The 18722-nt window shown below is 70.1% G+C and carries 15 protein-coding genes; 11 read left to right on the top strand and 4 right to left on the bottom strand.

Features of this window, described 5'->3' with window-relative positions:
• Positions 1-63: 63 nt before the first annotated feature.
• The 7 genes from ACX114_RS22645 to ACX114_RS22615 all read left to right on the top strand — a co-directional run bounded on the left by ACX114_RS22645 (position 64) and on the right by ACX114_RS22615 (position 8987).
• Positions 64-1359 (top strand): isochorismate synthase, encoded by a 1296-nt coding sequence (locus tag ACX114_RS22645; protein WP_459287695.1) that lies wholly within the window; start codon positions 64-66, stop codon positions 1357-1359.
• Complete coding sequence (gene menD, locus ACX114_RS22640; RefSeq protein WP_459287693.1) at positions 1359-3128, top strand: 2-succinyl-5-enolpyruvyl-6-hydroxy-3-cyclohexene-1-carboxylic-acid synthase; 1770 nt, start codon at positions 1359-1361, stop codon at positions 3126-3128. The genes ACX114_RS22645 and menD overlap by 1 nt, the downstream gene beginning before the upstream one ends.
• Entirely contained in the window at positions 3119-3970 is an 852-nt protein-coding gene (gene menH / locus ACX114_RS22635) for a 2-succinyl-6-hydroxy-2,4-cyclohexadiene-1-carboxylate synthase (protein WP_459287691.1), read from the top strand. The genes menD and menH overlap by 10 nt, the downstream gene beginning before the upstream one ends.
• Positions 3967-4887, top strand: coding sequence for a 1,4-dihydroxy-2-naphthoate polyprenyltransferase (locus ACX114_RS22630; protein ID WP_459287689.1), 921 nt, complete (start codon positions 3967-3969; stop codon positions 4885-4887). The genes menH and ACX114_RS22630 overlap by 4 nt, the downstream gene beginning before the upstream one ends.
• Positions 4888-4896: 9 nt before the next feature.
• Entirely contained in the window at positions 4897-6051 is a 1155-nt protein-coding gene (gene menC / locus ACX114_RS22625) for an o-succinylbenzoate synthase (RefSeq protein ID WP_459287687.1), read from the top strand.
• Between the two features lie 41 nt (positions 6052-6092).
• Positions 6093-7556, top strand: coding sequence for an o-succinylbenzoate--CoA ligase (gene menE, locus ACX114_RS22620; RefSeq protein WP_459287685.1), 1464 nt, complete (start codon positions 6093-6095; stop codon positions 7554-7556).
• 105 nt (positions 7557-7661) lie between these two features.
• Positions 7662-8987 (top strand): cytochrome P450, encoded by a 1326-nt coding sequence (locus ACX114_RS22615; protein WP_459287683.1) that lies wholly within the window; start codon positions 7662-7664, stop codon positions 8985-8987.
• A gap of 73 nt (positions 8988-9060) precedes the next feature.
• Here ACX114_RS22615 and ACX114_RS22610 read toward each other — a convergent pair whose 3' ends face one another.
• On the bottom strand, positions 9061-9261 hold the full coding sequence (locus ACX114_RS22610) for a hypothetical protein (protein WP_120525317.1): 201 nt from the start codon (positions 9259-9261) through the stop codon (positions 9061-9063).
• A 107-nt stretch (positions 9262-9368) separates the two neighbouring features.
• Entirely contained in the window at positions 9369-10163 is a 795-nt protein-coding gene (locus ACX114_RS22605) for a class I SAM-dependent methyltransferase (RefSeq protein WP_459287681.1), read from the bottom strand.
• Positions 10164-10607: 444 nt separating this feature from the next.
• Here ACX114_RS22605 and mhpA point away from each other — a divergent pair, with 444 nt between their 5' ends.
• The gene (mhpA, locus tag ACX114_RS22600; RefSeq protein ID WP_459287680.1) at positions 10608-12248 is read left to right on the top strand and encodes a bifunctional 3-(3-hydroxy-phenyl)propionate/3-hydroxycinnamic acid hydroxylase MhpA; all 1641 of its coding nucleotides are present in this window, start codon (positions 10608-10610) and stop codon (positions 12246-12248) included.
• A 7-nt stretch (positions 12249-12255) separates the two neighbouring features.
• Here mhpA and ACX114_RS22595 read toward each other — a convergent pair whose 3' ends face one another.
• Both ACX114_RS22595 and ACX114_RS22590 read right to left on the bottom strand, forming a co-directional pair.
• On the bottom strand, positions 12256-12999 hold the full coding sequence (locus ACX114_RS22595; protein WP_014397311.1) for a hypothetical protein: 744 nt from the start codon (positions 12997-12999) through the stop codon (positions 12256-12258).
• Positions 13000-13010: 11 nt separating this feature from the next.
• On the bottom strand, positions 13011-15158 hold the full coding sequence (locus tag ACX114_RS22590; protein ID WP_459287678.1) for a hypothetical protein: 2148 nt from the start codon (positions 15156-15158) through the stop codon (positions 13011-13013).
• A gap of 401 nt (positions 15159-15559) precedes the next feature.
• Between ACX114_RS22590 and ACX114_RS22585 the strand changes: the two genes are divergently transcribed.
• From ACX114_RS22585 to mdh, 3 genes are all read left to right on the top strand, one after another.
• Positions 15560-16111, top strand: a complete 552-nt coding sequence (locus ACX114_RS22585) for a sensor histidine kinase (RefSeq protein WP_459287676.1) — start codon at positions 15560-15562, stop codon at positions 16109-16111.
• 179 nt (positions 16112-16290) lie between these two features.
• Positions 16291-17586, top strand: a complete 1296-nt coding sequence (icd, locus tag ACX114_RS22580) for an NADP-dependent isocitrate dehydrogenase (RefSeq protein ID WP_459287674.1) — start codon at positions 16291-16293, stop codon at positions 17584-17586.
• 29 nt (positions 17587-17615) lie between these two features.
• Entirely contained in the window at positions 17616-18557 is a 942-nt protein-coding gene (gene mdh, locus ACX114_RS22575; protein WP_459287672.1) for a malate dehydrogenase, read from the top strand.
• Positions 18558-18722: the final 165 nt, after the last annotated feature.

Here is an 18722-nt window from a genome sequence, read left to right as displayed (position 1 = left end):
ATCGCTTAGAAGACAATCGAAGGTGATGTCACTCGCCTCCCCCGAGGTGCAGGAGAATGGCTGATGACGCCGCTCAGTCCCGCTGAGGATCCGCGATGGGTCGCCGGGATGATGCCCCTGCCCGGAGTGGATCCGCTGGCCGGAGCGGGCAGCCTCGGCGTTCCCTCCGTGTACTGGGAGCGGCCGGTGGCGCGCGAGGCGGTGGCGGGGTGGGGCGAGGCGGGCGTGCTGGAGGCGCACGCGCCCGGTGAGCTGCCAGCGGTGCTGGGCGCGCTCGGTCACGACAGCGTGCGGTGGCTGGACGCGGTGTCCCCCCAGATGCCGGGCCCCTGGTTCGGCGGCATGCGCTTCAGCCCCACGCAGCCGGTGGATGGCGCGTGGCGTTCGCATGGGCTGGCGCGCTGGACGCTGCCGGAGGTGCTGGTGTGGCGCGAGGGCAGCGCGCTGGCGGTCGCGGTCTTCGCTCTGGAGGGGCCGGGCGCGGAGGACGTGGTGCGCTCGCGGCTGGAGCGCGTGCGAGCGGCCTTCCCTCCGTCCTACCGCCATCCGGTGGGCGCGCCGGTCGCGCTGCGCACGGCTTCGTCGCGGCCGGACTTCGAGGCGCTGGTGGACCGCGCGGTGGAGGCCATTGGCGCGGGCCAGTTGAACAAGGTGGTGCTGGCGCGGGCGCTGGAGGCGGAGGGGCCGGAGCCCTTCGACGTGGTGGACGTGCTGGCGCGGCTGCGCGAGCAGAACCCGCGCTGCGCGACGTTCCTCTTCCGCGCGCCGGACGGCACGGGCTTCCTGGGCGCGACGCCGGAGACGCTGTGCCGGGTGGACGGGCGCAAGCTGGAGACGGAAGCGCTCGCGGGGTCCGCGGCGCCGGGCGGGGCGGATGCGCTGGACGCGAGCGACAAGGACCGGCGCGAGCATGACGCGGTGGTGCGCTACATCCTCCAGGCGCTGACGCCGGTGGCGGCGAGCGTGTCCGCGGACGCGCAGCCGTCGGTGCTCGCGCTGAAGAACGTGGTGCACCTGCGCACGGGCATCCGCGCGGAGCTGGCGGACGGCGTGGACACCGCGAAGGTCGTCACGGCGCTGCACCCCACGCCGGCGGTGGGCGGCACGCCGCGCGAGCGCGCGCTGTCGTTCCTGGTGGAGCACGAGTCGCTGGATCGCGGTTGGTACGCGGGGCCGGTGGGCTGGGTGGGCCCCGGGCGTGCGCACCTGGTGGTGGCGTTGCGCTCGGCGCTGGTGCGCGGAGCGAAGGCCCGGCTCTTCGTGGGCGCGGGCATCGTCGCGGGCTCCAGCGCGGAGTCCGAGTGGCGGGAGACGGAGATGAAGAGTCTGGCGATGTTGCGCGCGCTGGGGGGCCGGTGATGTCCCTGGACGCCAACCTCAACGTGCTGTGGTCGCGTGCGCTCCTGGAGGAGCTGGTGCGGGGCGGCGTGCGGCACGCGGTGGTGTGTCCGGGCTCGCGCTCGTCCGCGCTGGCGCTCGCATGCGCGCACACGCCGGGCCTGCGCGTCTGGTCCGTCATCGACGAGCGGAGCGCGGGCTTCTTCGCGCTGGGCATGGCGAAGCAGTCGCGTCAGCCGGTGGTGCTGGTCGCGACGAGCGGCTCCGCGGGCGCGCACTTCTTCCCGGCCGTCATCGAAGCGGCCATGGCCCAGGTGCCGCTGATCATCCTCACGGCGGACCGGCCGCTGGAGCTGCAGGGCTGGGGCGCGCCGCAGACGGTGCCCCAGGCGCGCTTCTACGGCGACTTCGCGAGGGTGTTCGCGGACGTGGGCATGCCCGAGGCGAACAGCGCCGCCATCGCGCACCTGCGCGCCACGGCCGCCCGCGCGGTGAGCACCGCGTGCCGAGCCCCCCGGGGCGCCGTGCAGCTCAACGTGCCGTTCCGTGAACCGCTGGCGCCCATCGCGCAGGACTTCGGCGCGGAGAAGCTGACGGCGCTCGCGAGGGAAGGGCGGACGGACGCGCCCCTCACCCGCATCGCGCAGTCGTCGCGGGCCCCGGACGCGGCGGCGTTGGATGAGGTGCGCGCGCGCATCGCCACCACCGAGCGCGGCGTCATCGTGTGCGGTCCCCGCGACGAGGACGACGGCTTCGCGGAGGCCATCACCGCGCTGAGCCTGGCCACGGGCTACCCGGTGCTCGCGGAGGCCACGTCGCAGGCGCGCTACGGAGGCGGCCCGCTGACGGTGTCGCTCTACGACGCGCTCCTGCGCCATGAGCCGTTCGCGCGCGGCCACACGCCGGAGGTGGTGCTGCGCTTCGGCGGAGGCCTGACGCCCAAGTCGCCGCAGCAGTGGCTGGACGCCTCTGGCGCGGACATCACCGTCTTCAGCGACGAGGGCGCGCTGTACGACCCGGCGCATCGGGCCACGCGCGTGGTGGAAGGCAGTGCGGTGCTCGCGTGCCGTGCGCTGACGGCGGGGCTGTCGCGGGGCCCTGGCCGCTGGGCGCAGGACTTCGTCAACGCGGAGCGGGTGGCTCGCAACGCGCTGGAGACGGCGCTCGCTGAGCAGCCCGACGTGCTGACCGAGCCCCGGCTGGCGCGCGAGGTGGTGGCGGCGCTGCCGGCGAACGCGCTCTTCTTCGTGTCCAGCAGCATGCCCATCCGCGCGGTGGACGCGTTCGCGCACGGGGGCGGTGTCCCGCTGCGAGTGCTGGCGAATCGAGGGGCCAACGGCATCGACGGCATCGTGTCCAGCGCGGCGGGCATGGCCGCGGCGGCGGGGCGGCCCGCGGTGCTCCTGTCCGGCGACCTGGCGCTCCTGCACGACGTGGGTGGGCTCGTGTCCGCGGCGCGGGCGCGCGTGCCCCTGACGGTCGTGGTGGTGAACAACGACGGCGGTGGCATCTTCTCCTTCCTGCCGCTGGCGCAGGTGGCGAAGCCGGACGAGTTCGAGGCCCTCTTCGGCACGCCGCACGGCGTGGACCTGTCGCACGCGGCGGCGCTCGCGGGTGCTCGTTTCGAGCGTCCCACGACGCCCACGGCCCTGCGCGCGGCGGTGCGCACCGGGCTGGAGGGAGGCCTCCACCTGGTGGAGGTCGTGGTGGACCGGGCCACCAACGTGGATGCGCACCGACACCTCTTCGCGCGGATGGCCGCCGCACTGGGAGAAGGACCATGGGCGTGAAGCTCGCTTATGACATCTGGGGCGAAGGCCCCCATACGCTCCTGGCGCTGCACGGCTTCACCGGCAGCGGCGCTTCGTTCGAGCACCTGCGCCCGCTGCTCGGCCGCTCCGTGCGCATGGTGGCGGTGGACCTGCCGGGGCACGGCCGCACGCCGCTGCCGGAGAAGACAGGGCGCGACGGCTTCCTGGAGACGGTGGACGCGGTGGTCCGCCTGGCCCGCGAGCTGGGCGGCCACGTGGATCTGCTCGGCTATTCGCAGGGCGCGCGGGTGGCGCTGGGCGCCGCGGTGCACGCGCCGGAGTGCTTCGGCCGGCTGATCATGGAGAGCGGCTCGCCCGGGCTGCACCGCCGTCAGGAGCGCTCCGAGCGGCGCGAGGCCGACGCGAAGCTCGTGGACTTCATCCGCACGAAGGGCGTGGATGCCTTCGTGGAGCGGTGGGAGGCGCTGTCCCTCTTCGACGGACTGCGCCGCCTGCCGGAGCCGGAGCAGGCCGCGCTGCGTGAGCGCCGCAAGGCGTGCACGGCGCAGGGCCTGGCCGGAGCGCTGGAGACCCTGGGCCTGGGCGTGCAGCCGGACTACTGGCCCGCGCTGCACCGCCAGCGTCTGCCCACGCTGCTGCTCACCGGTGAGCAGGACGTGAAGTTCACGACCCTGGCGCGGCGCATGGCGGCGGAGCTGCCGGTGGTGTGGCGCCACGCCTTCGCCGGGGTCACCCACGCCCCGCACCTGGAGGCGCCGGAGGAGTACGTGCGCGAAGTGCTCTCGTTCCTCCAGACGCCCTGGTACGAAGCGCCGCAGTTCGAACCCGCCATCCTGGCGCGAGAGGCGACCCACTCGTGACGACCCTGGTGAGCACCCCTCCCGATGCGGCTCCTCCCCGGCCCACGCTGAAGACGTGGCTGATGGCCGTGCGTCCGAAGACGCTGACGGCGGGCGCGGTGCCGGTGCTGGTGGGCACGGCGCTCGCGTACAGCAACGGCGTGGGGCGCCTGTTGCCCGCGCTCGCGGCGCTCGTGGGCGCGGTGCTGATTCAAATCGGCACCAACTTCATCAACGACTTCTATGACTTCAAGAAGGGCGCGGACACCGAGGAGCGCCTGGGGCCCAAGCGCGTGACGCAGAGCGGGCTCATCGCGCCGGGCACGGTGCTCCTGGGCGGCCTCGGGTGCTTCGCTCTGGCGACGCTGGTGGGGCTGTACCTGGTGGCGGTGGGGGGGTGGCCCATCGTGGCCATCGGAGTGGCCTCGCTGCTGTGCGGCTACGCGTACACGGGGGGGCCGTTCCCGCTGGCCTACCTCGGCCTGGGCGACCTGTTCGTGCTCATCTTCTTCGGCATCGTCGCGGTGACGGGCACGTACTACGTGCAGGCCGGCGTCGTGAGCCCGGCGGCCTGGTGGGCGTCGGTGCCGGTGGGCGCCATCGGCACGTGCCTCATCGTGGTGAACAACCAGCGCGACGCGAGCACGGACGTGAAGGCTGGCAAGCGCACGATGGCGGTGCGCTTCGGCCAGGGCTTCGGCCGCGCGGAGTACGTGCTGCTGCTGGTGGCCTCGTACGTCACGCCGTTCGTGCTGTTCGCCAGGGGGTACGCGAGCGCCTGGGTGTTCCTGCCGCTCTTGAGCCTGCCGCTGGTGGTGCCGCCGCTGAAGCTGATGCTGAAGGCCGAGGGCGCGGCGCTCAACCCCGCGCTGGGCGGGACGGCGAAGCTGCAGATGGTGTTCGGGCTGCTGTTCGCGGTCGGGCTGTACCTGCGCTGAAGGGGCGTCATGCGCATCGTCGAGGCGACCCTCACCCCGCTGCACCTCACGCTGGCCAACCCCCTGAGAACGGCGAGGGGGACCTACGCCACGCGCGACGGGTTCCTCGTGAGGCTGCGGGACGAGGAGGGCCACGTAGGGCAGGGTGAAGCCATGCCGCTGCCCGAGTTCGGCACGGAGTCCCTGGCCCTGACGCACACGGTGCTGCGCGGGTGGCTGAGCTCCCTCAGGGGACAGACACTGGAGGACAGCATCGAGGGCGTCGAAGCCACGCTCGTTCCGTCCGCCAGCGAGGAGCTGCGCCAGCGCGGCGCGCGGATCCGCGGCATCGACCCGGAGGAGCCCGTCCCCGCCGCGCAGCATGGCCTGGAGCTGGCGCTGCTGGATCTGGTGGCCCAGCGCAAGGGCGTGCCCCTGTGCTGGCTGCTCGCGGAGGAGGCGCGGCAGGAGGTCCTGGTGAACGCGCTGCTGAGCGCGGAGGAACCGGACGCCCTGGCCCAGGAAGCGCGTGCGGCGGTGGAGGAGGGCTATCAGACGCTCAAGGTGAAGGTCGCGGGCCGCTCACTGGACGAGGACGAAGCCCGGGTCCGGGCCGTGCGCGACGCGGTGGGGCCGCGCGTGCGCCTGCGGCTGGACGCGAACGGCGGATGGACGGAGCCCGAAGCCAACCGCGCCCTGGATCGGCTGGGCTGGTACGACCTGGAGCTGGTGGAGCAGCCCACGCCACCGGAGGACCTGCAGGCGCTGTGGCGGGTGCAGCGCCGCGCCCCATGCATCATCGCCGCGGACGAGACGCTCGCCACGCCCGCCGCGGTGCGCACGCTCCTCACGATGGACCTGGGCGGTGGGCCGGCGGTGGGCGCGGTGGTGCTCAAGCCGATGGTGCTCGGAGGGCTGCTGCCCTCCATGGTGGTGGCGCTGCGAGCGGCCCGCCTGGGCATGCACGCGTACGTCACCAGCTCCCTCGACGGCGTGGTGGCCCGAGCGGGCGCCGCGCATCTGGCCTCCGCGCTGCCGTCAGGAGAGCTGGCCTCCGGCCTCGCCGTGGGACGGCTCTTCGCTGACGAGCCGCGAGATCATCCGTATCAACCCCGGGGAGGGCTCGTGCGGCTGCGCGACCTGCCCGGGCTCGGACTGAACCCGGATCCCATCTGGGACCGCTAAGCCGAGAGCCGCAGCCGTTCTACGCACGGAGCTGCATGGCCATGATCTACGACTGCCCCATCCGCGACGGCGCGCGGCTGAGTCCCCATGCGGAAGCACTGCGCTTCGTGGGACAGACCTGGACCTTCCGCGCGCTGGACGAAGAGGTGACGCGCTGGACGGCGGCCCTCGACGCGCGAGGCATAGGGCAGGGTGACCGCGTGGCGCTGCTGTCCACGAGCCATCCTGCGGTGACCTTCCTCTTCTGGGCGCTCGGCCGTCTGGGCGCGGTGTTCGCGCCGCTCAATGCCCGGCTCACTCCGGCGGAGCTGCGGCCCCTGCTGGAGGACGTCGAGCCCCGGCTCACGCTGGCACTCAGTGCGCTGCGCGACCGGCTCCCGGAAGCAGAGGCCCTGGAGTCCTTTCCCGACGGCGTGACCGCGCAGTCCGTGCCCGAGCGCGCCTGGGACGCGGACACGGCCCGGGTCATCCTCTTCACCAGCGGGACGACAGGCCGCTCCAAGGGCGTCGTGCTCACGGAAGGCGCCTTCCGCGCCTCATGCCAGGCCTCCGCCGAGAACCTGGGCGCGCACCCCGCGCCGCGCTGGCTGGGCACGCTGCCCCTGTTCCATGTCGGCGGCCTCGCCATGCTCACGCGCACCGCCTACGAAGGCGGCTGCCTCCTCCTGCAAGAGCGCTTCGACGCGGACGCCGTCAACCGCGCCATCGACTCGGAGGGGGCGTCCCACGCCAGCTTCGTCGCCACCACGCTGGAGCGTGTGCTGGACGCGCGACAGGACCGCAGGCTGCCCGCGACGTTCCAATGCGCGCTCATCGGTGGAGACCCCGTCCCCACGGCCCTACTCACGAGGGCACGGGCCGTGGGACTCCTGGCCCTCCAGACCTACGGCCTCACCGAGGCCTGCTCCCAGGTCACGACGGAACGCCCCGGCGAAGCGGATGGCCGCACCGCGGGGCCGCCCCTGCCGGGACTGGAGGTCCGCATCGTCGGGACGGACGGTGAGACGCTGGGTGAAGGCCAGGAAGGAGACGTGGAGGTCCGCGGTCCCACGCTCATGGCCCGCTATTGGCGTCAGCGCGAGGCCACGCGCGACGCCTTCCATGATGGCTGGCTGCGCACGCGCGACGTGGGCGTCCTGGACGCGAAGGGACGCCTCACCCTCCTGTCGCGCCGCACGGACCTGATCGTGCGGGGAGGGGAGAACCTCTACCCGGCCGAAATCGAAGCCGTCCTCGCCAACCACCCGGCCATCCTCGAGTCCGCCGTCGTCGGCGTGCCGGACGCCCACTGGGGCGAGCTCCCCGTGGCCTTCGTCGTCCTGCGCCCCGGCCACACCCTCCCCGAGGACCTGGACGCCTGGTGCCGCCAGTCGCTCGCGCGCTTCAAGGTGCCCAGCCGCTTTGTTGCAATTGAAACATTGCCCCGGAACGCCATGAGCAAGGTGGAGCGCCCCAGCCTGAGGGAACGCGCCCGGGCTCATCCCCCGTATCAGCCTGGGTCCTAGCAACCCTGAATTCGGGATGGATGGGGTTCGCAGGACTCGCTGAGAAGACCTGTCAGGTTGGGTTATAATATTCCGCTGTGGGGGGATCCTGAGAGGAAGCTCACGGTGAGTACCGCAGTGGAAGCAGTGAAGGTGGAAGGGCAGTCCGAGGCGATCCACATCGATGCGCACGCCAGCAAGTCCGCTGGAGCGATGAAGTGCCCGCATCTGGGCGCCCAGTACAACCCGTTCGCGGGACCGCACGTCGAGGATCCACATCCGTTCTACGCGGAGCTGAGGCGGGACGCGCCCGTCAGCTACAACCCCATGCTGGGGATGTGGCTGGTGAGCCGTTACGACGACATCTGCCACGTGCTCAAGGATCCGGCGCGCTACTCGTCGGCGGACCTGGGCAACATGGGCTCGGTGCTGTCCCCGGCGACGCTCGCGGTGCTCGCCGAGGGCTATCCCCTCGCGGACAGCCTGATCAACTCGGATCCGCCCGCGCACACCCGGCTGCGCAAGCTGCTGGGCCGCGGCTTCTCCGCCCAGCGCATCGCCGCGCAGGAAGCGCCCATCCGCGCCGTCTCCGAGGAGCTCATCCAGGCCTTCGCGCGCAAGGGCCACGCGGACCTGGTGACGGAGTTCGCGTACCCGCTGCCCGTGCGGGTCATCCTGGGCATGGCGGGTGTTCCCCAGGAGGACATGGCGGACATCAAGCGCTGGTGTGACGACTTCTTCCGGATGATCTTCACCCGCGTTCCCGCGGAAGAGCAGCCGCCGCTCGCCCGCAGCTGGGTCACCTTCCAGCACTACGTCGCCCGCCTCATCCGCGACCGCACGGATGAGCCCCGCGATGATCTGATCAGCTACCTGGTCACCACCGACGCGGACGGCGAAGCGCTCACGCTGCCGGAGCTGATCATCGCCATCGCCGGAAGCATGCTGGCCGCGGGCCATGAGACCACCACCGCGCTGCTCGCCCAGTGCTGGAAGCAGGCCCTGCTCCAGCCCGGCCTCTGGCAGAAGCTGCGCGAGAACCGCTCGCTGGTGCCGCACCTCATCGAGGAGACGCTGCGCTTTGACTCGGTGGCGCACGGGATGATCCGCACCACCATGGAGGACGTGGAGCTCGCGGGCGTCGCGCTGCCCAAGGGCTCGCGGCTGCTCCTGCTCTACGCGTCCGGAAGCCGCGACCCCGCGCTGCTCGCGGACGGCGACCACTTCGACATCTCCCGGCACCACCCGACGCACCTGGGCTTCGGCCGGGGCATCCACTTCTGCATCGGGGCGCCGCTCGCGCGGCTGGAGGCGCTCATCGCCACCAACCTGCTGCTGGATCAGCTCCCGGACCTGAAGCTGGAGGAGAACGCGGACTTCGGCCACACGCAGTCGCTGACCATCCGCACCATCCAGCACCTGCGCGTGAACTGGACCCCCACCGGGACCTGAACGCCGCCTGTGAAGCTCCCGCCCCGCCCGTGGTGCCCCCACGGACGGGCCGGGTGCTTGAAGCCCGCGCGTCTCAGCACTCCGACGCGGGGTGTCCCCAGGGGTTGGTGCGCGGATACTGGCGCAGCAGCGTGCACAGGCGGTGCGCGGCGACCATCGTCGCGGACGGCCGCGGCGGCTCGGCGTGCATCGCCGTCTGGCCCAACCGGGCCGCCTGCAGTGCCAGCGCATGCTGGACTTCGGGAGACCAGCGCTTGAATTCGAGCCATTCCATGAGCCTGCTCCTCGTTGAAGGAGCGGCCATTGAACCCGCTTCAAACCCGGAAATCACGACGCCCCGCGTCGGCCCGGGGCGTCACTGACCTCCTGCTGACAGGCCACTCAGGCCTGCGAGGGGGTGGCGGGTCGGCCAATGAGCATCATCAGGCCGAAGGGGTTCCCCGGGTTGGTGAGCCGGTCGATCTCCCAGATGTAGTCGTCGCTCAGGCCCTGGGTGAGCTCGCGCATCTCCTCCACGGAGTACGTGCGCAGACAGGACACCACGCCGTCGAACGCCGCCGCGATGGGGATGAGCGGCATGAGGTAGGTGAGGGCGAGCCGATCCGCGCGCACAGGGCGGATGAACGGCGTCGTCAGCGGCACGTTGATCAGCGCCGCCGCCGTCATCGCGATGGCCGGCCCGCGCCGCTCCACCAGCTCCATGATGGCGATGCCCCGGCGCTGCGCGACGGCGTCCGCCAGCACCTTGCGCGCCATGTCTGGCGGCAGGTGGTGGAACGAGTTGCACATGATGCGGAAGCCCTTGTACGTCGCGGGCACCGCCGTCGCGTCCACCGGCGTCGTCACGTAGTCGATGCGGCCCGGGTTCGCCGCCTTCGCCTTCTCGAACGCGGAGATCTCCGGGTACAGGTCCGTCAGCAGCGCCGTGGCCTGGTAGCCCTCCTGCGACTCCAGCATCTCCAGCAGCTTCGGCACCGGCCCCGCGCTGCCGGACGCCATGTCCAGGAGCTGCGTCTCGCCCATCGCCGCCATCGCGCCCTTCAGCCGCTTCACGAACTCCGAATAGCGGTCATCCGACAGGCTCCACACGTACGCGAGGAAGTCCGTCACCCCCCGGCGCAGCACCTTCGGGAACCAGGGCTGATCCTCTAATTCAAAAAGTTGCAGTCTGGGCATAATCGCTGGGCGCTCCAAGGGGCTCAGGGGGGAGACAACTCCCGCACTGTCCCGCAGTCCCGAGCGACGTACAAGGGGCGCCTTCCAGGGGGATTGGCACACATCTTCAGGGCAGGGAATACAAACAAAACCCTGTATTCATGCCGCTCCCGCGAAACTTTGAAGCCTTGCAGGAAATCACTGCGCGAAAGGCAGACAGCGGACCGCCAGTGCTGATCAGCCCTGCAAGGTTTCTGGAGGGGTGCGTTTGATTATCAGGCGGTCGGAATGACGCGGACCGGGTGTTTCTGACTCGGGGGCGGGCAACCAGGAGCGCGCTGAGACCGCGTATCCGGAGTGGGGTTGCCGGAGTTTATAGGTATTATTACTTACGACCGAGGGGGGCTTCGGTCGCTCGGTCGCTCGGTTCAAAACGGATCAGCTCGCACACAACGGGAGGGAGTAATGGCTCCGGAATCTGTTGATGTGATCGTCGTCGGAAGCGGCCCGGTGGGTGCCATGGCTGCGAACCTGCTCGGCCAGTACGGCCTGCGCACCGTGGTCATCGAGAAGGAGACCACCGCGCACACGCAGTCCCGCGCCATCAACGCGGACGACGAAGCGCAGCGCATCTTCCAGGCCGCGGGTCTCACGGGCGAGCTGGGGCCGGGCTTCCACCCGTGCCTGAAGATGACCTACGTGGACGACGAGATGCGGATGCTCGCCGAGGTGGACTTCACCAAGGTGGAGCGCCCCAACGGCCACCCCATCGGCTCGCTCTTCAACCAGCCCCGCCTGGAGGCGGCGCTGCACCGCGGCCTGGAGCGCTTCGCGCACGTCACCATGTGGCGCGGCCATGAAGTCGAGTCCTTCATGCAGGACGACGAAGGCGTGTCCGTGCGCGTGAAGGACAACGTCAACGGCCGCAACGTGACGGTGCGCGCGCGCTACCTGCTCGCGTGCGACGGCGCCAAGAGCGGCATCCGCCGCCGGCTGGGCCTGAAGCTGGAGGGCACCACGGCGCTGGAGCACGCGCTGGCCATCTCCGTGGAGACGCCGTCGTCCGCGCCGGACTTCACCTACTACCCCTGCGGCCCGGAGCGCGTGGGCATCGTGACGCGCACCGCGCACGACGAGATTCGCTTCGACACGGTGGTCAAGCCGGGGCAGGACCTGGAGTACGTGAAGACGCCCGAGTACGTGCGCGGCATCATCGCGCCCTTCATCGACCCGGACACCGTGAAGGTGAAGAGCGTCAACCTCTACGCCTACCACAGCCGCATGGCGGAGAAGTGGCGGGTGGGCCGGGTGTTCCTGCTCGGCGACGCGGCGCACCTGATGCCGCCGTTCCTGGGGCAGGGCCTGTGCTCCGGCCTGCGTGACGCGGCGAACCTCACCTGGAAGCTGGCGCACGTGCTGGGCGGCGCCGCGGACGCGTCGCTGCTGGACACCTACGAGGTGGAGCGCCGGCCGCACGCCGCAGAGATGATGCGCCTGTCGGACTCGCTGGGCTCGATGCTGGCGTCGGGCGGCCCGTTCATGGCCCGCGCGCGCAACGCCTTCATCAAGCTGCTGTACCACATGCCCGTCACCGGCCCCTTCATCCGCGAGTACAAGATGAAGCCGAACCTCTTCCACGCGGAGGGGTTCCTCTTCGGCGGCAAGCGCGGCAAGTCCAAGCAGGCGGCGGAAGGCGCCTACTTCCCGCAGCCGCGCGTGGAGCACGGCGAGGAAGGGGAGCGCCCGCTGGATGACGTCATCGGCCACCGCTTCGCGGTGCTGACGCGGCCGGGTGCGCCCGCGGACGTGCAGCAGGCCGCCAGGACGCTGGCGGAGGACGTCGGCGGCGTGTGGCTGTCCGTGGCGCCGGCGGCGCGCTCCGGCGCGGGCCGCTCCGGCGAGGTGGTGGATCTGGAGGGCAAGCTGGGCGAGTGGTTCGCCCAGCACGGCTCGGACCTGGTCGTCCTGCGTCCGGACCGCTACGTCTACGCGGCCACGAACAGCGCGGGCGTCGCGCAGGTCCATGCTTCGCTGAAGCAGGCCATCCGCCCGCTCACCCGCTGGGGCAACCGCGGCTCCCGGCGGGCGGCGCAGCTCGGGGCCTGAGACTTCCTCAGGCGGCGGCGGACTGGAGCAGCTGCTTCGCCTTCGCCATGCAGTCGCCGTAGAAGCGCAGGTAGATGTCCAGCGCACGGGCGCCCGTCTTCGCGATGGTCGCCGCGTGCTCGGGCTTCTGGCCCAGCAGCTTGTTGAGCATGACCTCGTTGAGCGCCGTGTGGCCCACGTCCAGCTCCACGTGCTCCTTGATGAACGACAGTGAGTTCATCACGTCCGGGCCCAGCACGGCCTTGCACTGCTCGATGAGCCGGGGCGCGAACACCACCGACAGGTTCTCGATCTCGTACTCGATGGCGACCTGGCCGCCCGGCATGGGGCCCGCGATGGTCTCCTCGTGGATCTCCCGGTACTCCTGCATGGCCCGGGTGGGGGCCTGCGCCATCAGGGCCTCCGCGTCCAGCTTGGGGAAGCGGCGCGCGTTCCAGCTGGCCACCAGGTTCTTCGTGTCCTCCACCATCATCAGGTGGTGACCGGCCTCGTGCTTGGCGTGGGTGATGAGCTTCTCGCCCACGTCCACCATCCCCGCCTTCACACACGCCTCACCGGCGCGGCGGATCCACCCGTCCACGGGCTCCGTCATGTAGACGCCCAGGGCACACAACTGGATGAGGAAGGCCTCCAGCAGGGCGGGCTCCACGTTGGGGTCCAGCAGCGTCGTCACGTGGGGGCCGGTCGCCAGCAGGTGACGGACGTCGGTGACGTGGGGGAGGTACTGCTCTTCGACGAGGGGCTTGGTCATGGGGGGAATCCTCAACGGGAGTGGGCACCACGGCGCCCGATGGTGAGTTCGCTGATGTGCTCCAGGAAGTCCGGAACGAGCTTGGCGGAGATGATCCACAGGTAGGGATCCGGCCCGTCGTGCAGGCCGCACTCCTGCATGTAGTCGCCACCCTCGTCCTCGCGCAGATAGAGGAAGGAGGGGCGGTTGCGCGCGGCGTACCAGCGGCGGGCCGCGTCCAGGAGCGCCGAGTACGCGCGCGTTCCATCCCCCAGCAGGGAGAACAGGCGGGTGTTGTCCAGCAGGCGGAAGAGGTTCGCGCCCAGCTGGCCCAGCTCCACCACGGCGGCGGCGTGGGGGACGCCATCGCGGCGGGCGACCAGGACGGTGCGCTCGCGCTCCATGCCAAAGCTCTTCCACTTCGCCGTCACCGGACCCATGTCCAGCCGGTCGCGGGTGAGGTCCAACGACTGCACGTAGCACTCGGGGAACTGCTGCGCGATGGTCGCCGCCAGCAGACTCAGCTCGCTCGCGGTGGCGGGGCCCACCGTGTACGGGTGCACGCGGCCGGTCAGCTCATGGCTGAAGGCCTTCATCTTCTGGATCTTCCGCGTATAGGCCAGGGGCGAGCCGGCCTCCATCTGGCGCTGCGCGTACTTCACGTGCGCCTTGTTGATCCACGGGTTGAGGGCCTCCACGTAGGCCACCACCCAGTGGAAGTCCGGGTCGCTCTGCGGGTGCTCGAAGGTGCGCAGGTAGAGGTCGCGCATGATGGCGCCCGCCTCCTTCAACCCCTCCGGCGGCCTGCCGGGCCGCTTCGCCACCTGGTGGCCCAGCCACGCGTTGCGGTACGGCTTGGTGAAGGACAGCGTCGCTTCAATGCCGCGCTCGGAAGGCCACACCGCGTTGCAGAACAGCTGCGGCACTTCCGCGGCGCGCTTCGCGAGCGACGCGAAGTTCTGCTTCAGCTCCTCGAACTCCGCCGGGGTGCTGCCACCCAGGCTGAAGAAGCCGGAGCGGTTGAACAGGTCCCACAGCTGATCCACCAGGCCCTCGCTGGTGCGCGTGGCGGGGGACAGCGTCTGGGACACGAAGCGCACCCAGCGCGCCTCGTCGGAGGAGTAGGGCAGCACGCTCAGGCCGCACAGCACGGTGCCGTCCGCGCGCAGGCTGCTGACGTAGCGGATCTCCCCGCGCACGCTGACGCGCTGGCCGTCGCCCAGCTCCAGCTCGATGAGGGGCGGCAGCAGGCCGGGGAAGAGCAGGTCCTGCGGCTGGCAGCGCATGCACAGGCCGGAGAAGGAGATGTCCAGCACCTCGCGGCGCATCAGCCCCTGCTCCCGCCAGAGCGGGTGGTGGAACCGGGCGTGCACGCCCTCGGGGGCGGGGACGCGGCGGTGCCAGCGGTGACGGATGCGGAACAGCTCCTCGGGCAGCGGGGTGAAGAGGCGGTCACCCTCGGTCCGGCCCGTCTCCACGCGCAGGCGGTACGCGGAGTTGTAGCCGATGACGTCGATGTCGTACGCCGGCTCGCCGAAGTCCGGGGTGGACTCCTCGGTGCGCCACTCGAGCTGGCCGGAAGAGGAGTGGAAGCGCTCCAGCACCATGCGCACCACCCGGCCCTGGCGGCGCAGCACGCCCTTGTTCCCGGACGCGCAGATGGCGGTGAAGATGGAGCGGATCCGCTCCCCATCCGTGATGATGTCCTGCACGGGCAGCGCGGAGGCCGCCGGCACCGCCACGCCCTGGCGGAGCGCGTCCGACAGGAAGCCCAGAATCTGACGGCCCTGCTCCAGCGTCACGCCCACCAACTGCAGGCCCACCGGCGCGTTCGGGACGTCCATGTCCGTCCGGATGAAGGCGCCATTGAGCGGCCCGATGGTGGCGCCGTTGCACGCCAGGTACACCGGGAAGGTGCGCGACTCGGTCGCCTCCGCCAGCGGCTGCCGCGGGGCCACCCACACCACCGTCGGGGACAGCCGCGTCACCTCACCCAGCACCGCGTCCGGCCGGCCCACCGCGCAGGTGATGGCCGTGGGACCACTGCCGTGCAGCGAATAGCCCGAGTCATCCAGGGCGGCTTCAGCGGGGGGAAGGGGAATCACGTTGCGCAGCGCGTCGCCACTGCCGAATTCGATCGCATGCCGGAACTTCGAGGATGCCGGGATCCCTCCATCCATCGTCAGGACTCCCCTCTTGCGGGCAGCGACACCATTGGTGGTCGGCGATGTTGCGAGCACAACACTTCCTCCCTGATTCACTGGAGACGCTGACGGCTCTGGATTCTGGGAAGACATATTGAAGATCTCGGCCGTAACAGTCAAATCGAATTTATATGCCGGGGCTGTTTTTCTGCCTAGGGCCCTGACTCACCCTGGGTCATAGTTGACCGACGGTATACGGGTTTTCCGAGGAGCAATCCGGACCCAGCGTGCGCATCCTTATCAGCAAAGTGGCGCAGGGCTGTAACCCTCCTTCACGTGAATAAGCGGTGCGACCCGGAGCTGACGGGCAATGGACCCTGTCAGGGGGGGCCGTTATGGTCGGTGCTTCTGGGACTGGCTGGGGAAGGGAGCCGCGAATGAGCGCAGCGCTGGATGTGAAGGGATCGCCGGGGGACACGGGAGTGTCCTTGGGTGGCCAGGGGCTCGAGTCCGTGGACCTTCCGGACGTCTTCCAGGTGGACGTGGCGGTGTGCGTGCGGGACGCGCTGGGGCTGCTCGGTGCGACGCGGCGGCTGCACGGTGTAGAGGTGTCGCTGGAGCTTCCAGAGGATCCCGTGGTGGCCCGGGTCAGCCGGCGCCGCCTGGAACAGGTGCTCCTGCTCCTCGTCGCCCACGCGGCGGACGTGGCCCCGCCCGCGGCGCCTTCCGTGCGCGTGGTGGTGGATCCGCCGGACGACTTCGGGGATACGGGCCCGCGCTTCCAGGTGGTGATGCCGGGCGTGAGCCTGTCCGAGCGGGAGACGCGCTCGGTGGCGCTGTCGCCCCTGCGCGTGGGCAGCCCCCAGCGGCGGCTCGCCCGCGCGCGGGAGCTGGTGGACGCGATGGGTGGCGAGCTGGCGGTGGAGCGGCTGGAGGAGGGGACGGCGGTGAGCGTCCTCCTGCCGGCGCCCGGGCTCGCGAGCTTCTAGTCCGCGTCCAAATCCGGAAAAACGATCCTGCTTCCGGACCATTGGCTGCGATAAGCGCGGCACCCCCCGGGTGCGTCCAACCCAGGGGGACGTGCGGCCAAACTCCTTGACGACCGGGGGCGGGTTCCCGACTATCCGCCGCCTCCAAACACCCCGGTCTCAATCAGGAGTTTGCGTTCATGGCGCCTCCCTCTGGCGAGAAGATCACCCTGCAGAACGGCAAGCTGACCGTTCCGAACAACCCGATCATCCCCTACATCGAGGGCGACGGCACCGGCCGCGACATCTGGAAGGCTTCGCAGGCCGTGTTCGACGCGGCGGTGGAGAAGGCCTACGGCGGCAAGAAGAAGATCTCCTGGTACGAAGTGCTCGCCGGCGAGAAGTCCTTCAAGCAGGTGAACAACTGGCTGCCGGACGAGACTGTCGCCGCGTTCCGCGAGTACCTGGTGGGCATCAAGGGCCCGCTGACGACGCCGGTGGGCGGCGGCATCCGTTCCCTGAACGTGGCGCTGCGCCAGATGCTGGACCTGTACGTCTGCCTGCGGCCCGTGCGCTACTTCAAGGGCGTGCCCTCTCCGGTGAAGCAGCCGGACAAGGTGGACATGGTCATCTTCCGTGAGAACACGGAGGACATCTACGCGGGCATCGAGTTCGAGGCCGGCACCGCGCAGGCGGAGAAGTTCCTGGGCTGGCTGAAGCAGGAGTTCCCCAAGGAGGCGGGCAAGATCCGCTTCCCGGCGAACGTGGGCATCGGCATCAAGCCCGTGTCGCAGGAAGGCACGGAGCGCCTGGTGCGCGCGGCCATCCAGTACGCGGTGGACCTCAAGCGCAAGAGCGTCACCCTGGTCCACAAGGGCAACATCATGAAGTTCACCGAGGGCGCGTTCCGCAAGTGGGGCTACGACCTCGCGGCGCGTGAGTTCGGTGACAAGGTCTACACCTGGGATCAGTGGGAGGCCACCAAGGCCGCCAAGGGCGAGGACGCCGCCAACGCCGAGCAGAAGGCCGCGGTCGCCGCCGGGAAGATCATCATCAAGGACTCCATCGCGGACATCACCCTGCAGCAGGTGCTGACCCGTCCGGACGAGTTCGACGTCATCGCCACGCTCAACTTGAACGGCGACTACCTGTCGGACGCGCTCGCGGCGCAGGTGGGCGGCATCGGCATCGCGCCGGGCGGCAACATCAACTACGTCTCCGGCCACGCCGTCTTCGAGGCCACCCACGGCACCGCGCCCAAGTACGCGGACCTGGACAAGGTGAACCCGGGCTCCGTCATCCTCTCCGGCGAGATGATGCTCCGCCACATGGGCTGGCACGAGGCCGCGGACCTGATCATCAAGGGCATGGACAAGGCCATCGCGGCGCGCACCGTGACGTACGACTTCGCGCGCCTGATGAAGCTGGAGACGAAGGAGACCGTGTCCGAGGTGAAGTGCTCGGAGTTCGGTCAGGCCATCATCAAGCACATGTAGTCCCCACCCCAAAGCAGGAGGGCGAAACCATGGCTCACAAGAAGAAGAAGATCGGCCTCATCGGCGGCGGTCAGATCGGCGGCAACCTGGCGCTGCTGGCGGTCCAGAAGAACCTTGGCGACGTGGTGCTCTACGACATCCCGGCGGCCGAGGGTCTGGTCAAGGGCAAGGCGCTGGACATCAACCAGCTGTCCGCGGTGGATGGCTACGACAGCCGCGTCACCGGCTCCACGGACTGGAAGGACGTCGCGGGCTCGGACGTGATCATCATCACGGCCGGCGTGCCCCGGAAGCCCGGCATGTCCCGCGAGGACCTGCTGGACGTCAACCTGAAGATCATGAAGGACGTGGCGGGCAACATCAAGCAGCACGCCCCGGACGCCTTCGTCATCAACGTGGCCAACCCGCTGGACGCGATGGTGTTCGCGCTCCACAAGATCGCCGGCCTGAAGGACAACATGGTCGTGGGCATGGCGGGCGTGCTGGACACCAGCCGCTTCAAGTGCTTCGTGGCCGAGGCCCTGGGCGTGTCCATCCGTGACGTGGAGGCGCTCGTCCTCGGCGGCCACGGCGACGACATGGTCCCGCTCGTGCGCCACAGCACCGTGGGCGGCGTGCCCCTGACCCAGCTCATCGCCAAGGACAAGCTGGACGCCATCATCGACCGCACCCGCAAGGGCGGCGCGGAGCTGGTGGGCCTGTACAAGACGGGCAGCGCCTACTTCGCCCCGGCGTCCTCCTCCATCGCCATGGCGGAGAGCTACCTCTTCGACCGCAAGCGCGTGCTGCCGGCCGCCGCCCTGCTCAAGGGCCAGTACGGCATCAAGGACTTCTTCTTCGGCGTCCCCGCGCAGATCGGCGCGAACGGCGTGGAGAAGATCATCGAGGTGGAGCTCAACGACGCGGAGAAGGCCGAGCTGAACAAGTCCTTCACCTCCGTCAAGGGCACCGTCGAGCTCGTGAAGCTGTAGTCCCCGGTCGTCGGCCGGGCCGCCGGAATGCTGCTGGCGGGCCTGAGCCTGATGCCGTGAATGATCCGGGCTTATCCCCCGGCCCACCGTCCTTGCGGCGGTATTTTTCCAAGTTAACTAGCGTGTTGGACTCGCACCTGGCACGGGTGCGGGGCAGCGTCGCGA

Source organism: Corallococcus sp. M7 (assembly GCF_054512695.1).
The sequence above is the reverse complement of the archived record's forward strand: the minus strand, read 5'-3'. Positions and strand labels throughout refer to the sequence as shown.